This window comes from Streptomyces sp. WM4235 (genome assembly GCF_001279725.1).
Taxonomy (GTDB): domain Bacteria; phylum Actinomycetota; class Actinomycetes; order Streptomycetales; family Streptomycetaceae; genus Streptomyces.
In genome coordinates this window covers 1-13,697 of sequence record NZ_LGDE01000090.1, presented here as the reverse complement: position 1 = coordinate 13,697, position 13,697 = coordinate 1, and the positions used below count along the sequence as shown (strand labels likewise).

General features: G+C 69.9%; 17 protein-coding genes. 5 read left to right on the top strand and 12 right to left on the bottom strand.

Translation table 11 applies throughout. From position 1 onward, the window contains the following. Window positions 1–105 precede the first annotated feature (105 nt). Window positions 106–945 (bottom strand): prepilin peptidase, encoded by an 840-nt coding sequence (locus tag ADK55_RS09405; RefSeq protein WP_053677030.1) that lies wholly within the window; start codon window positions 943–945, stop codon window positions 106–108. A 106-nt stretch (window positions 946–1,051) separates the two neighbouring features. Between ADK55_RS09405 and ADK55_RS09400 the strand changes: the two genes are divergently transcribed. The 3 genes from ADK55_RS09400 (at window position 1,052) to ADK55_RS09390 (ending at window position 3,751) form a co-directional block, all read left to right on the top strand. After that, window positions 1,052–1,429 (top strand): DUF192 domain-containing protein, encoded by a 378-nt coding sequence (locus ADK55_RS09400; RefSeq protein ID WP_053677029.1) that lies wholly within the window; start codon window positions 1,052–1,054, stop codon window positions 1,427–1,429. A gap of 81 nt (window positions 1,430–1,510) precedes the next feature. Next, window positions 1,511–2,128, top strand: a complete 618-nt coding sequence (locus ADK55_RS09395; protein ID WP_053677028.1) for an SMI1/KNR4 family protein — start codon at window positions 1,511–1,513, stop codon at window positions 2,126–2,128. Between the two features lie 348 nt (window positions 2,129–2,476). Continuing rightward, entirely contained in the window at window positions 2,477–3,751 is a 1,275-nt protein-coding gene (locus ADK55_RS09390) for an extracellular solute-binding protein (RefSeq protein WP_053677027.1), read from the top strand. A gap of 234 nt (window positions 3,752–3,985) precedes the next feature. Here the strand turns inward: ADK55_RS09390 and ADK55_RS09385 are convergent, their stop codons facing one another. From ADK55_RS09385 to ADK55_RS09370, 4 genes are all read right to left on the bottom strand, one after another. Beyond that, window positions 3,986–4,615 carry a hypothetical protein gene (locus tag ADK55_RS09385; protein WP_053677026.1) on the bottom strand — a complete coding sequence of 210 codons (630 nt, stop codon included), beginning with the start codon at window positions 4,613–4,615 and terminating at the stop codon, window positions 3,986–3,988. Between the two features lie 250 nt (window positions 4,616–4,865). After that, a complete protein-coding gene (locus ADK55_RS09380) occupies window positions 4,866–5,189 on the bottom strand; it encodes a hypothetical protein (protein ID WP_053677025.1) in 324 nt (107 codons plus the stop codon). Window positions 5,190–5,429: 240 nt separating this feature from the next. Then, on the bottom strand, window positions 5,430–6,260 hold the full coding sequence (locus ADK55_RS09375; protein WP_053677024.1) for a polysaccharide deacetylase family protein: 831 nt from the start codon (window positions 6,258–6,260) through the stop codon (window positions 5,430–5,432). A gap of 441 nt (window positions 6,261–6,701) precedes the next feature. Next, entirely contained in the window at window positions 6,702–8,294 is a 1,593-nt protein-coding gene (locus ADK55_RS09370) for an MDR family MFS transporter (protein ID WP_053677023.1), read from the bottom strand. A gap of 113 nt (window positions 8,295–8,407) precedes the next feature. On the opposite strand from ADK55_RS09370, the gene ADK55_RS09365 reads away from it, so the two are divergent. After that, window positions 8,408–9,001 (top strand): TetR/AcrR family transcriptional regulator, encoded by a 594-nt coding sequence (locus ADK55_RS09365; RefSeq protein ID WP_053677022.1) that lies wholly within the window; start codon window positions 8,408–8,410, stop codon window positions 8,999–9,001. Window positions 9,002–9,043: 42 nt separating this feature from the next. Here ADK55_RS09365 and ADK55_RS09360 read toward each other — a convergent pair whose 3' ends face one another. Further along, the gene (locus ADK55_RS09360; protein WP_053677021.1) at window positions 9,044–9,490 is read right to left on the bottom strand and encodes a DUF1348 family protein; all 447 of its coding nucleotides are present in this window, start codon (window positions 9,488–9,490) and stop codon (window positions 9,044–9,046) included. A gap of 105 nt (window positions 9,491–9,595) precedes the next feature. On the opposite strand from ADK55_RS09360, the gene ADK55_RS09355 reads away from it, so the two are divergent. Continuing rightward, complete coding sequence (locus tag ADK55_RS09355; protein ID WP_053677020.1) at window positions 9,596–10,126, top strand: TetR/AcrR family transcriptional regulator; 531 nt, start codon at window positions 9,596–9,598, stop codon at window positions 10,124–10,126. Window positions 10,127–10,204: 78 nt separating this feature from the next. Here ADK55_RS09355 and ADK55_RS09350 read toward each other — a convergent pair whose 3' ends face one another. The 6 genes from ADK55_RS09350 to ADK55_RS09325 form a co-directional block, all read right to left on the bottom strand. Further along, entirely contained in the window at window positions 10,205–10,843 is a 639-nt protein-coding gene (locus ADK55_RS09350) for an OmpA family protein (RefSeq protein WP_053677019.1), read from the bottom strand. 4 nt (window positions 10,844–10,847) lie between these two features. Then, window positions 10,848–11,393 carry a hypothetical protein gene (locus tag ADK55_RS09345; RefSeq protein ID WP_420713608.1) on the bottom strand — a complete coding sequence of 182 codons (546 nt, stop codon included), beginning with the start codon at window positions 11,391–11,393 and terminating at the stop codon, window positions 10,848–10,850. A 74-nt stretch (window positions 11,394–11,467) separates the two neighbouring features. Further along, window positions 11,468–12,106, bottom strand: a complete 639-nt coding sequence (locus ADK55_RS09340; protein WP_053677017.1) for a pilus assembly protein TadG-related protein — start codon at window positions 12,104–12,106, stop codon at window positions 11,468–11,470. Next, a complete protein-coding gene (locus ADK55_RS09335) occupies window positions 12,103–12,351 on the bottom strand; it encodes a hypothetical protein (RefSeq protein ID WP_053677016.1) in 249 nt (82 codons plus the stop codon). Before ADK55_RS09335 ends, ADK55_RS09340 begins: the two co-directional genes overlap by 4 nt. A gap of 110 nt (window positions 12,352–12,461) precedes the next feature. Continuing rightward, the gene (locus ADK55_RS09330) at window positions 12,462–13,148 is read right to left on the bottom strand and encodes a response regulator (RefSeq protein WP_053677015.1); all 687 of its coding nucleotides are present in this window, start codon (window positions 13,146–13,148) and stop codon (window positions 12,462–12,464) included. Beyond that, a partial coding sequence (locus ADK55_RS09325; RefSeq protein ID WP_324611176.1) for a sensor histidine kinase occupies window positions 13,148–13,697 on the bottom strand: 550 nt, incomplete at its 5' end. The genes ADK55_RS09325 and ADK55_RS09330, both read right to left, overlap by 1 nt.

The window sequence follows — 13,697 nt, the reverse complement described above, 5'->3', positions numbered from 1 at the left end:
GAAACAAAAAACGGGCCGGTCCGTGGGGGGGATACGGACCGGCCCGAGGGGGGGGTTCCACCATAACCCTTCGTAAAGCGTGATGCGTGCATTGACGCAAAACGATTACGCTCCGAATCCGCCCAGCAGCACTCCGGTGAGCGCGCCGGCGGCCATGAAGGGGCCGAACGGGAAGGCCGTCCGGCGCCCCGCACGGCCGCGCAGCAGCAGGCCCAGGCCGTACACGGCTCCGTAGAGGAAGCCGAGGAAGGCCCCCAGCGCCCATACCCCCCAGCCGTACCACCCAAGAGCGACCCCGAGGGACAGCGCCAGCTTGACGTCCCCGAAGCCCATGCCGGCGGGGTGGATCAGGTACAGCACCAGGTACGAGCCCGCGAGCGCGGCCCCGCCGAGCAGCGCCGACCGCCACGACCCGGCGGCGCCCGGCAGCAGCCCGGCGCACCCGAGCAGTACGGCCGCGGCCGCGGCGAGCGGCAGGGTCAGCGGGTCCGGCAGCCGGTGCACGGCGACGTCGACCAGGCCGAGCAGGACGAACGCGGGCGCGAGCCCCACGAACGCCACCGCCTCGGGCCGCGCCCCGACGGCCCACGCGAGCAGGGCGCAGACCCCGGCCACCAGACACACGACTCCCGCGGGGCGGACCCCGTAGCGGTGGGGCGGCGGGCCGGTGGTCGGGGCGTCGGGGTCCGCGGGGACGGGCCCCGAAGGCGGCGCGCCCGCCCCGGGGCCGGGGCGCCCGGGCGCGGGCGCCGACCGGGACACGGACGGCGCTGCGGGGAGCCGGCAGCGGGCGCGGCCCACCCAACCCGGCAGTGGATGCCCGTCGGGGCACGCGTCCCGCCAGGGCTCCCCCGGCTCCACGGACAGCCGGTACGCCGCGCGCGGCAGCAGGAGGCCCGCGCCCGCTCCGTACGCGGCGGCGAGGATGATCACGACCAGGCCCATCCGACGACCGTAGGCCCGGTCCCTCGCGGGGGCATGGGTCCGGGGGCCCATTGCCCCTACCCTGACCACCCGGTCGGACGGGTCGGACGGGAAGGGGCGGGGGCACATGGGGCGTTGGCGTGACGGCGGAGCCGTCCTGCGCGTGGGCGGGGCGGACGGGGCGCCGGTGCCGCTGGAGATCGCCGCCTCCTACCGGGCCCGTACCCGCGGGTTGCTCGGGCGCGACGGGATCGCGGGGGCGCTGTTGTTGACGCCGGCGGGCAGCGTGCACACGTTCCGGATGCGGTTCGCGATCGATGTCGCGTACCTCGACCGGAACCTCGACGTGATCGCCCTGACCACGATGGTCCCCGGCCGGCTGGGGCTGCCCCGTCCGCGCTCCCGGCACGTCCTGGAGGCCGAGGCGGGTGCGATGGCCTGCTGGGGCCTGCGGGTCGGGACCCGCGTCGAGGTCGAACCGCGACCGGACGGAGCCGGAACCTGACGTCCGTCTCACCTCCCGCTAGGCGGTGAACCGCCTCGGGGGTAGGTTGGGGCGGTTGAGCTGGGGTGTCAGGGGAGCGGCATGACGGAGAACGCGCGGATCAAGGCGCTGGAGCAGATCATGCCGGCGACGCACGGCGCCGACGAGGACATCGACTGGCGGGCCGCCGAGGCGGCCTGGGGGACGAGGTTCCCGGCCGACTTCATCGCGTTCATGGGGCGCTTCGGCTCCGGGTCCATCAACGGCGAGGCCGGCATCCTGTTGCCCCTGCCCAAGCCCGGACTCCAGTGGGATCCGGCCGAGATGGCCGAGGAGACCGCCAACGCCCGCCAGGTCTGGAAGACCGAGGGCGGCCGGGCCGTCTTCGACGTGGACCCGGAGTCCATCCTCGCGTGGGGGGTCACGGGCGGCTCGGACATCCTGTGCTGGTTGACGACCGACCCCGACCCCGACCGCTGGCCGGTCCTGGTGGTCGGGCGGCACACCGCCGAGTCCTTCGCGGTGTATCCGTACGGCATGGCCGAATTCCTGCTCCGGCTGTGCTCGGACGAGTTCGACGTGAGCCCCGTCAGCATCACCTTCTGGGACGGCGGCCACCTGAGCTTCGTCCACTGGCGCAAGGCCCAGCGCCGTTGGCAGGAGGGCCGCAACCCGGAGACGGGCGAGCCGGACCCCTACGCGGGCGATTTCGCCGACTGACCGTCCCGAGGACCCGACGGCCGGACGGCCGGTGGCCGGATGGCCCGACCCCCTGACCGCCTGACCGCCCGACGCCCCCGCCACCCCGACAGCCCGTTCCATGGCCGGAAACGGGCTTTTCGGCATGTCTACGCGCGTGGGAATTGTGGATCACATATCGGAAAACACCATGTGGAAAAGCCCCAGTTGGAGCATTGACCACAACCACCACCCCAATGGAATCAACCGCCCCACCCTCGGGAGAGAATTCCGGCCAACGGGCCACGGACGGACACCCCAGCCCGGAGTGACTCATAAGTAACAACGGGACTCAAAGAAAATCAGGGGAATCCATCCGTGCGACGAAGAATGTTCACCGCGACGACCGGGGCGGCCGTGCTCGGTCTCCTCATCCCGCTAGCCGGCTGCGGCAGTTCCGACGAGGCCGCCGGTGACGGCGGCACACTGAGGCTGGTCGCCGCCGAATACGGCGACGGTCCGGGCAACAGTTCCAAGGCCTTCTGGGACAAGGTGACGGCCGATTTCACCAAGGCCAACCCCGCTCTCAGGGTCGAGGTCCAACTCCTCCCGTGGGCGGACATCGACAGCGAGGTCACGCGCATGGTGCGGGACGACAAGGCACCGGACATGGCCCTGATGGGCTCTTACTCGGACTTCGCGGCGCAGGGGAAGCTCTATTCCGCGGACGAGCTGCTCTCCGTCACCGCCGAGGCGAACTTCCTGCAACCGCTCGCGGAGGCCGGTACGGTCGGCAGCACCCTGTACGGCCTGCCGTTCGTCGCGAGCAGCCGCCTGCTCTTCTACAACAAGGCACTGTTCGACAAGGCCGGCGTCACGAGCGAACCCAAGACGTGGAACGACCTGAAGACGGCCGCCAAGGCGCTCAAGGAGCAGGGCGTGAAGTTCCCCTACGCCATGCCGCTCGGTCCGGAGGAGGCCCATGCCGAGGCGCTGATCTGGGAGTTGAGCAACGGAGGCGGCTACTCCGACAACAGCGGCAACTACAGCCTCGCCTCCGACCAGAACATCCAGACCTTCAAGTGGATCAAGGAGTTCATGGTCGCCCCGGGCCTGACCGGTCCGGTCCCGCCGTCGCAGCTCAACCGCGCCGACGCGTTCGCCGCCTTCCTGCGCGGAGAGGTCGGCATGCTCAACGGCTACCCTTCGCTCGCTCACGAGGCACGCGCCAAGGGCATCTCCGTCCGTGCCGTCTCGATGCCGGTGTCGGACACCCTCGGCCCCGGGGAGACTCCGCCGACGGTCGGTGTCGCCGACTGGATGATGGCGTTCAACCAGAACGGCAAGCGTGAGGAGATCGGCAAGTTCCTGGACTTCGTCTACCAGGACAAGAACCTGTCCGACTTCGCGGGGCGCTACCACCTGCTGCCCTCGACGGTGTCCGCCTCCCGCACCCCGGCCGGCGGTGGCCTCGACCAGAACGACGTGCAGTTCCTGACCGCCTTGCGCGGCGCCCAGCTCTACCCGGTCAACGACCCGTCCTGGGTGACCGTCAGCGACACCATCAAGCGCAACATCGGTCGCGCCGTGGAACCGTCCGGCGACCCCAAGGGCGTCCTTGAGGGCATCGCCGCGAAGGCGACCGAGGCCGGCCGCAAGAGCTGACCGGCGAGACGTACGTACGGAAAGCCCCCTGGGAAAAGGGACTTTCGCCCCCTGCCGCATCCCACCCCGTGCGGCACCATGGCAGTCACGGCACTTGATCCAAGGCCGCGGCCCTGCCGCCCGACGAGCACCCACAAGGTGCGCGGGGCGGCCGGCCTCTCCCCCTGCGCACCTGTCGGCCCGTCGGGCCTGTCGGATCTGTCGAACCTGTCGGACCTGTCGGACCTGTTGCGGCTACTTCTGCCGGCCGTTGTCCTGCGAGAACGCCGTGCGGTACTGCCCGCAGTCGGAATTCCACTTCAACGTGCCCGTGAGCGTCCCGTAGCCGGTCCGGGTGACCGACCACTCCACCGTGTAGGTGCCGGTGTCGCAGGCGATCCGCTTTCCGCCGGGAACCTTCGTGCGGCCCGTCGCCGGTCGGTCCGTCAGCTCCTGCCGCACCTCGCCCGCCTTGGCCCGCCTCGCGTCGCGCAGCACGGCGTGCACGACGATCGGGTGCCTGCCGTCCTTCGTGGTCACCGCCCGCTTGACGAGCTTGGAGTCGGACACCGCCCACGCGAACTCGTACGAGGGCAACCAGGCCAGCGTCTTCGGGTCGGCGACCTTCCGCTCGTACTCCGGGGCGCCGTCGGGGCCGGGCTTCGTGACCGTCTTGTACTGGACCGTCGGGTAGAAGCGGAACTGCCCCTCCACCTTGTGCATGTCGTCCTTGGTCCACATCGACTTCATCGCCTTCTCCTCGCCGCCCGGGTCCTGGAGGTACGCCGCGCCCTGCGCGGCGGTGGCAGTGGACTGGCCGAGGGCGGGGGCGAGGGCGGCCACGGCGGCGGCGAGGGCGAGAGCGGCGGTGCGGGTGCGCTTCATGCCCGACCCAACGGGGGCTTCCGGCGGGCCGGAACGACGCGGGGCGCGCGTTCACCCGTACGGGAAAGGGGGGCGGACCCGAAGGTGACGGTTCCCGCGCGCGGCCAGGCATACGAGCCGATGAACGCCGGTTGGGGCGACGGAACGCGGGAGGAGTTCGAGGCCTTCGGGCACAGCGGCGCGGCGGGGGCGGCCGGCTTCCCCGGGCCGGGGCAGGCGCGGTCAGGCCCGGGTCAGGCCCGGCCTCGGGTCATGCCTGACCGGTCTCGAAGCGGCTGACGCGGCCGTCGGCGGTGACGTCGAACCGCCAGGCGGTGCGCATCTCGCCCCAGGTGTCGTTGCGGTAGTCGACGACGAGGGCGCGACCGTCCTCGGATTGCGAGGCGACGGCCATGTGACCGGCCGAGGAGAAGACCTCCTTCTCGGTCCACTCGCCGAGGTCCCGGTCGGAACCGTCGTCCGACATGGTCGCGCCCGGGGCGAGCGCGGCGTTGAACGCCGCCCGGTCGCCTGCGTTCACGGCCGTGACGAAGGCGCGGACGGCTGGGTCGGTGAGTTGCTCGGGTGCGATCACGGGTCGGTCCTCCGGCGGGTCGTGCGCGGGATTCGGTACGCGCGGGGTCTGGTGCGCGCGGGGTCTGGTGCGCGGTGATGCGTACGCGGTGATGCTTGCGCGGTGATGCGTACGCGGGATCCTGCCCGCGGTGATGCGTACGCGGTTGCGTGCGGCCACGTGCGGCCGCGTGTGCGACCAGGGAACACCGGGGGTGGGGCCGGCGGGGCGACCCTCACCCGTTCGCCGCCGGACGGCGTGTCAGGGGGCCGTGCGGACCGGGAAGCCGGTGGGGCGGCCCTGGTCTTCGAGCCAGGACAGGACCTTGTCGAGAGCCTCGACGGTCTGCTCGCGGTTGCCGCCGCCGTCGTGGAAGAGCACCGTCGGACCGTTCTTCAGCTCGCCCTTGACCGTCTTGACGATCGCCGCGACGCCCGGCTTGCTGAAGTCCTTGCTGTCGACGTTCCAACCGAGCGGACGCATGCCGGCCGCGGCGGCGATGCGCCGGCTGTCGGGGGTGAAGGCGCCGCCCGGGGCGCGGTAGTACTCCACCTTGGCGTCGCCGCCCGCGGCTTGCTCTATCTGCCGTTGCGCGTCGAGTATCTGCGCCTTCTGGTAGGCGACGGGCTTCTTGTCCATCGCCGTGTCGTGGGACATGGTGTGGTCGCAGAGCCGGTGCCCGCCCGCGACGACCTGCTTGACCAGGTCCGGGTGGGCCGCGGCCTGGGGGCCGACCATGCAGAAGGTCGCCTTCACGTCGTGCTCCGCGAGGACGGAGAGGATCCGCGGCGTCCATCGGGGGTCGGGTCCGTCGTCGATGGTGACGTTGACCGTGTCCCCACCGCCCTCCGAGGCGTGGGCTATCTCCTCGGGCATGTGCTGCCGGGGTGCGTTCGGGGACCCGGGCGATCCCGCGGAGCCGCCGCCTGCGGGGTCGTCAGCCCGACCGGCCGCGTTCTCCTGTCCGACGTGGTGGTCCGGTCCGACGATCGCCGTCGCGCCCCATACGGTCGCGGCGACGGCCACGGCGGCCGCCACGACGGTCAACCGGGACTGTGCGGCCTGCTTGCGCGTGCGTGCCAAGAACCCCATGAGTCTGTCCACTCCCCTTCACCTCGTGGGCGCCTCCGACCGCCGCCGGTGGTGGTGCCCCCTCGTCTTCCAGACGCCGGGTGACGAGGAGGGGTTCCAGTGAATTCCCCCATAAATTCCAAGTAATGGGACATTCGTCCCCGATCGTCCGCATTTTCGGCCACGTTGAAACCGGGCCGAATCGTCCCAACCTGCTACCCATCACCTCGCGGCTCAATCTCCCCTCCCGTGGACGGGATTCACTCGACCTCGCGCGAGGCGACTCCGGACCCGGGCGTCACAGCGGGCGCGGGCACGGCAGGGGTGGGCGGGGGCACGGGAAGAGCCCGGCACCGGCGGATTGGTTCATCCGCCGGTGCCGGGCTCGTTCGATTCCCACGTTGTCGCTTACGTCACACGGGGCGTGCCCGTCGCGCACGTCATGCGCGGCGCGCGCGTCGCTCAGTGGGCGATGGACTCCTGGGGAGCCTGGGCGGTCTTGCCCTCGCCGCCCTCGCCGCCGCCGGCGGCCTGGGCGGGGCCCGCGCCCCGGAGCGGGACCTCCTTGACGAACCAGGCGGCCACGAAGCCCAGTACGGCGATGGCCGCGCCGAGCAGGAACGCGGAGTGGGTACCGGCCGCGACCGCGTGCTGGTAGGCATCGCGCATGGCTTCGGGCAGCTTGGCCAGGCTCGCGGCGTCCAGTTGGGCGGATCCCGCCTTCTCGGCGGCCTCGGGGCCCAGTCGCTCGGTCATGGTGTCGGTCACCTGCGAGGTGAACAACGAGCCCATCAGGGCGACACCGAAGGAACCGCCCAGGGTGCGGAACAGGGTTGCGGAGGAGGACGCGACGCCCATGTCCTTCATGTCGACGCTGTTCTGCGCGACGAGCATGGTGATCTGCATCAGGAAGCCGAGGCCCGCGCCGAGGACCGCCATGTAGACGCCGGACATCAGACGGGTGGTGCCGGTGTCCATGGTCGCGAGCAGGAAGAGCCCGACGACCATGAGCGCGCCGCCGGCGATGGGGAACACCTTGTACTTGCCGCTGCTGGTGGTGATGCGGCCCGCGATCAGCGAGACGACCATCATCGAGAGCAGCATCGGCAGGAGCAGCAGGCCGGAGTTGGTGGCGGAGGCGCCCTGTACCGACTGCTGGAACAGCGGGAGGTAGAGCACGCCGCCGAACATCGCGAAGCCGACGAGGAACCCGATCACCGACATGAGCGTGAAGTTGCGGCTGCGGAAGATGTGCAGCGGCATGACCGGCTCGGCGGCCTTGGTCTCGACGTAGAGGAACGCGGCGATGGACACGATGCCGAGGATGATCAGGCCGATGACCTCACCGGAACCCCAGGCGTACTCGGTGCCACCCCAGGTGGTGACGAGCACGGTGGAGGTGATGGCGATGGTCAACAGGGCCGCGCCGAGGTAGTCGATCTTCCCCTGGGCCTTCTTCTTGGGAAGGTGCAGGACCGCGGTGACCATCGCGAGGGCGACGGCGCCGAGCGGGAGGTTGATGTAGAAGGACCAGCGCCAGCCCATGTGGTCGGTGATGGTGCCGCCGACCAGCGGGCCGCCGATCATGGCGAGGGCCATCACGCCGGCCATCATGCCCTGGTACTTGCCGCGCTCACGGGGCGGGATCAGGTCGCCGATGATCGCCATGACGCCGACCATCAGACCACCGGCTCCGAGGCCCTGGATCGCGCGGAACCCGATCAACTGACCCATGTCCTGGGCCATGCCGCTGAGCGCGGAACCGATCAGGAAGATCACGATCGAGGTGAGGAAGGAGCCCTTCCGGCCGTACATGTCGCCGATCTTCCCCCAGATTGGGGTGGAGGCGGCCGTGGCCAGGGTGTACGCGGTGACGACCCAGGAGAGGTGCTCCAAGCCACCGAGTTCGCCGACGATCGTCGGCATGGCGGTGCCGATGATCATGTTGTCGAGCATGGCCAGCAGCATCGCAATCATGAGCGCCATCAGTACGACGCGGACACTGCGCGGCTTCACCTCCTCCGAGGCTTCGGCCGTCTTCGTCATTTCCGCCATCTCGTCCACTCCCCTGACCCCCGGGGCTTACTTGCCGCCCGGCTAGTTCACTACACTGGGGAAGGTAGACCCGTAACTAGCCGGGCGTCAAGTAAGTAATTTTGGGGAGCGCCATGACCAGCAGCAGTCCGCAGCAGCGCCGTGGCAACACGCGCCAGCGCATCCAGGACGTGGCTGTGGAGCTCTTCGCCGAGCAGGGGTACGAGAAGACGTCGCTGCGCGAGATCGCGGAGCGGCTGGACGTCACGAAGGCGGCGCTGTACTACCACTTCAAGACCAAGGAAGACATCATCATCAGCCTCTTCGAGGACGTGACGCGTCCGATCGACGAGCTGATCGCGTGGGCCGAGGAGCAGCCGCGCACGCTGGAGACCAAACGGGAAGTGCTGCGGCGCTACAGCGAGGCGATGGCGGCCGGGGCCTCCCTGTACCGGTTCATGCAGGAGAACCAGGCGACCATGCGGGAGCTGAGCATCGGGGAGACCGTGAAGAAGCGGCTCTTCACCCTGGTCGAACTGCTGCGGACGGACGACGGGCCACTGACGGACCAGGTGCGCTGCGTGAGCGCCCTGTTCACGCTGCACGCCGGGATGATGTTCCTCCAGCACGTGGAGGGGAACCCGGAGGAGACGCGCCAGGCGGCCCTGGAAGTCGCGACGGACCTCATCACGCAGGCGCACGGGATCACGCAGGCGCGCGGGCAGTAGCCGCCCGTTCCGGGGCCGGGCGGGGGCGCCGGGGCCGGGGCATCAGGTGTCGTGGCGCGTCCGGGCCAGCCGGCAGTCCTCCTCGGCGATGGGGACGTCGTTGATGCTCGCCTCCCGGCGGCGCATCAGGCCGTCGTCGTCGAACTCCCACTGCTCGTTGCCGTGGCTACGCCACCACTGACCGGCGGTGTCGTGCCACTCGTACACGAAGCGGACGGAGATCCGGTTCCCGGTGTACGCCCAGAGTTCCTTGCGGAGCCGATACTCCAGCTCGCGCTCCCACTTGTCGGCGAGGAACTCCCGGATCTCGGCGCGGCCGGTCAGGAAGCGGTCTCGGTTGCGCCAGACCGAGTCCTCCGTATAGGCCTGCGCGACGCGGTCGGGGTCGCGACTGTTCCACGCGTCCTCGGCGGCCCGCACCTTGGCGCGGGCGCTCTCCTCGGTGAAGGGCGGCAGGGGTGGACGGGGTGCGGTGGTGGTAGCGGTCATTGGCTCAGCCCTCTCGACCAGGGGAGAACGATCGTTCTCCCTCTGGCCCGCCACCCTAGAGAACGATCGTTCTCCAGGCAAGCGTCCCTGGACTACGCTGCCCTCATGGACGACGAAGAGGCCCGGACCCGACTGCTCGACGCGGCGGAGACCCTGTTCTACGCCGAGGGAATCCAAGCCGTCGGCATGGACCGCATCCGCGCCGCATCGGGCGTCCCCCTCAAACGGCTGTACCGCGTCTTCCCCGCCAAGGAATCCCTGGTCACCGCCTACCTGGAACGCCGCGACCGACGCTGGACGACAAGCCTGCGCAGGGCGGTGAGCGAAGCACCGGACCCGATCCTCGGCGTCTTCGACTGGCTGGCGGACTGGTTCCGCGAACCGGACTTCCGGGGCTGCGCGTTCCTCAACGCCTACGGCGAACTCGGCACCGGCCCCGAGGCCGTGGTGGACGTCATCCGCCGCCACAAAGCGGAGCTGCGGAACCTCCTGGCCGAGCTCGCCGGCCCCGACCGCGAAACCCTCGCGGACCAACTCCTGCTCCTGGTCGAGGGCGCCACCGTCGTGGCCGCCCTCGACCCCGGCCCCGCGCCGGCCCACCGAGCCCGCGAGGCGGCGGCCGCCCTCATGAAGTAAGGACCGGCGGGCGAACCCTCACCGCCCGAAGGCCTCCCACCTGAAGGCCTACTGACCGAGGGCGTACTGGTCGAAGGCCTACTGGCCGCTGCCGCGCGGGAACGTGATCTCCACGCGCCGGTTCTTCTTCCGGCCTTCCTCGGTTCCGTTGTCGGCGATCGGGTAGTCCTCGCTGTAACCGCGGACGTCGAAGATGACGCCGGGGTTCGTCACGGTCTTGCCCAACTCCGCCTGCACGGCGTCGGCGCGCTGCTTGGACAGCTCCTTGCCGTGCTCATAACTGCCCTGGTCATCGGTGAACCCGAAGACGCGGACGCGGGTCGCCTTCTGCTGGTTGATCTCGTTGGCGATGGCCTGTATCCGCGCCGCCGCCTGCGCGTTGAACACCGCACTGTTCTCGGGGAACAGGACCTCGGACTGCAGCGCCATCATGACGGTCTGATTGGTCTCCTGCCGCCGCTCCTCACCCCCGAGGTCCTCGACGACCTCGGCGATGTCGAGCACCTTGACGGGCGCCAGGGTCCCACCCTGCGGGATCTTGAGCCCGGGGGCGTTCGAGTCGATGGCCACGGGGGCCGAAGCCGAAGGCTCGGTACCGGGCGGCACCGACGGCTTGACGTCGTCGGCGTGGGCACTGGTGGCCCCGATGAAGTGGGCGCCGGCGATGACGAGCCCGACGACGGCGGTGGACGCGGAGACACGGTGTCGTGTGGTCATGGGGTCACCCGGAGATTTTGACGGTCGCCGTGGCGAAGGTGGGGAGACTGAATTCCATTTCAGCGGTGCTGGCCGGAGGCGCTGGAAACTGGACGAAGATGGGCACGACCTGACCCGCACCCACACTGGAGACACCAGTGGTGCAGAGGCACCTGCCATCGGTGTCACGCAGCACGTAGTACCGCTTCTTGCCTGCCTTGTCGACCAATGTCGCACCGGCTACGGACTCACCGCTCTGGTTGAGTTCGTTACCCCGCCACGCCGCGGTCCCAGCGAACGATTGGCTTCCGTTGTTCTTGATCTGACCACTGATCGTGAGAAACCCTCCGGAGTCGCGCTTCGCAGAGTTGATCACGAGGACCATGCCATTCGCCCCCTCCACCGTGGCGATGGCCTCGGTTGGCGCAGATGTCTGGCTCCCGGAGGGCACGGGGGCCTTGGATCCGCCGCCTTGAGACCGTGCGGAAGAGGGCTTCTGCGGCTCCTTGCCCTTGGAGTCATCGCCGACACCGCATCCCGCGAGTGCGAGCGCCAAGACCGCCGTGACCACTACGACCGCTCCCCCACGGACGCCAGTCCTGTGCCGAGTGCTCATGTAGCCGCTTCCCCATCTCTCATTCGCTGTCAGTTGACCAGTCGCACGCTGAAGAGTTTCCTCGCCAGTTGAAGCAGGGAGCCCGGGCTCGAAGGATCCAGCTCCACCGATACGCCGCCCTTGCATGTCAACGCGACAGTGGCGGGCGGCGTCTCGGCGCCACCATCACTGGGTGGGGCTGTCGGGCTCGGCGTTGCGACCGGACCGGCCCCGAGGGAGCACCGAGGCTCGATCACGGCCTTCGCCGTGGCTTCGCCGTGCATGGCCTCCGTACCCGGGATGACCGAGTTCCCGACGGTCCCGTCGGTGGTCACCGCGACCGTGAACTCGGGTAGGGCAGCTTCACATTCCGCCGTGGCGGCGTTCAAAGCGGCGAACTCGACGGCCTTCGCGCAGGCGCTCGATCCATCGAGACGATCACCCCTGAGAAGCGCCTCCCAGTCAGCCGGCTTGAGGACGAGCAGATCTCGGTCCACGAAGACCTTGTCCCTGGCCTCTTGAGCCGCCGCAAGCGCCGCAGCGTCCGCCGCGCCCTGAGCGTCACTGCGAGTGGCTCCCGCCATTCCGACGACAAAGAAGGCGAGCGCAGCAAAGAGCAGACCCACCACCGCCACGACATAAACGGGAAAGGCCTGCCCGCGGTCATCCAGCCGTCTGCCCGAGGTCACTTGCCGGCTTTGATGTCCGTGATCGCTTGCTTGATCTTCGTGGTGATCTCGGTCCCGATACCCGTGCCGATGATCGCCCCGATGATGACCACCACCACCAGGATGATGCCCAGGTACTCGAAGGCCGTCTGGCCGCGGTCCGTGGTCGTGTAGCGCTTGCGGATGCTCGTCATCGCCGTGTCCGTCCATCCGCGCAGGCGGATGGACGTCTGCACGGTGGCCTTCAGCAGCGTGTTGTGTGACATGAGGGGTTCCTCCCGGGCCGGTGCCGCTGTCGATTTGCGGACCGTACGGGGAGTCACCGGTGATAACCAAGGGTCCCGGGGCCCAATTACGGACCCACTGCGCAGACTGTCTACCCATGGCCGGCCACCCCTGGGCGGGCGGTTCCCAGCCAGCGGGCTATGGCTTCGCTGCGGGTGGTGGTCTGGAGCTTGGCGAAGATGCGGTTGATGTGGTTCTTGACCGTCTTCTCGCTGATGAAGCAGGTGGCCGCGATCTGTTGGTTGTTCATCCCGGATGCGATCAGATCCATGACCTCCTCCTCACGTGAACTCAGCCCGAACGCGATGTGGTTGGGAAGGCGCTGAGAAGACTGTGCCACAATCCGTTGCGGTTGCGAAGAGGCCCGGAGCTCCGCGAGGACTGCGGTTGCCGCCGTCGGGGTGAAGTGGGCGCGGCCGGCGTGGGTGTCGCGGACCGCCGTGAGCAGGAGATCCGGCGTGAACTCGCCGTGGACCAGGTAGCCGCCGGCGCCCAGCAGGAGGGCTTCGCGGACGATTTCCGACTCCTGGTTGTACGTCAACATCAGTACGGGGGCCAGGCGCGCCAGGTGGGGCAGTGCCGAGATGCCGTCGACTCCCGGCATCCGGACGTCGAGGAGGATCACGTCCGGGGTGTGGGTCCGGGTGAGGTGGAGGGCCTCGCGGCCGTCCGTGGCCTGGGCGACGACCTCGATGTCGGGTGCGGTCGCGAGCAGGGCCGAGAGGCCGGCGCGGACGACGGGGTTGTCGTCGGCGATCAGGACGCGCAAGGGCGGCATCACGGGCTCCCGAGGGGCATTTCGAGGCGGACCCGGGTGCCGGGGCCGGTGGCCGGGGGGCCGATGGCGAGGTGGGCGCCGAGGGCCGCGGCGCGTTCCGTCATGCCGAGCAGGCCGAAGTGGCCCGTGGCGCGGAGGTGGGCCGGGTCGGGGCCGCCGGGCGGCAGGCCCCGGCCGTCGTCGGTGATGGTGAGGCACAGGCCGGTGGGTGAGGCGGCGGCCGTGATGTCGACGTGGGAGGCGGACGCGTGTCGGCGGGCGTTCTCCAGGGCTTCCGCGGCCACCGCGACCAGGTCGCGGGTGAGCGCGGGGGATACGGGTGGGACGGTTCCGGTGGTGTGCAGGGCGACGCCGGGGTGGGTGGCGGCGAGGGACCGGAGCTGCGCGACGAGGGGGGTGACGGGGGCGGGTGGGGCGGTTCCGTCGCCTCGGAGTTCCGTCAGGAGGTGCCTGGACTCGGCCGCGGCGCGGCGGGGGGCCTCGGGCTCCGTGCGCGCCTGGGGGGGGACCGCGGCCGGGGCGGGGGGGGGGGGCAGGGGGGCCGCCGCC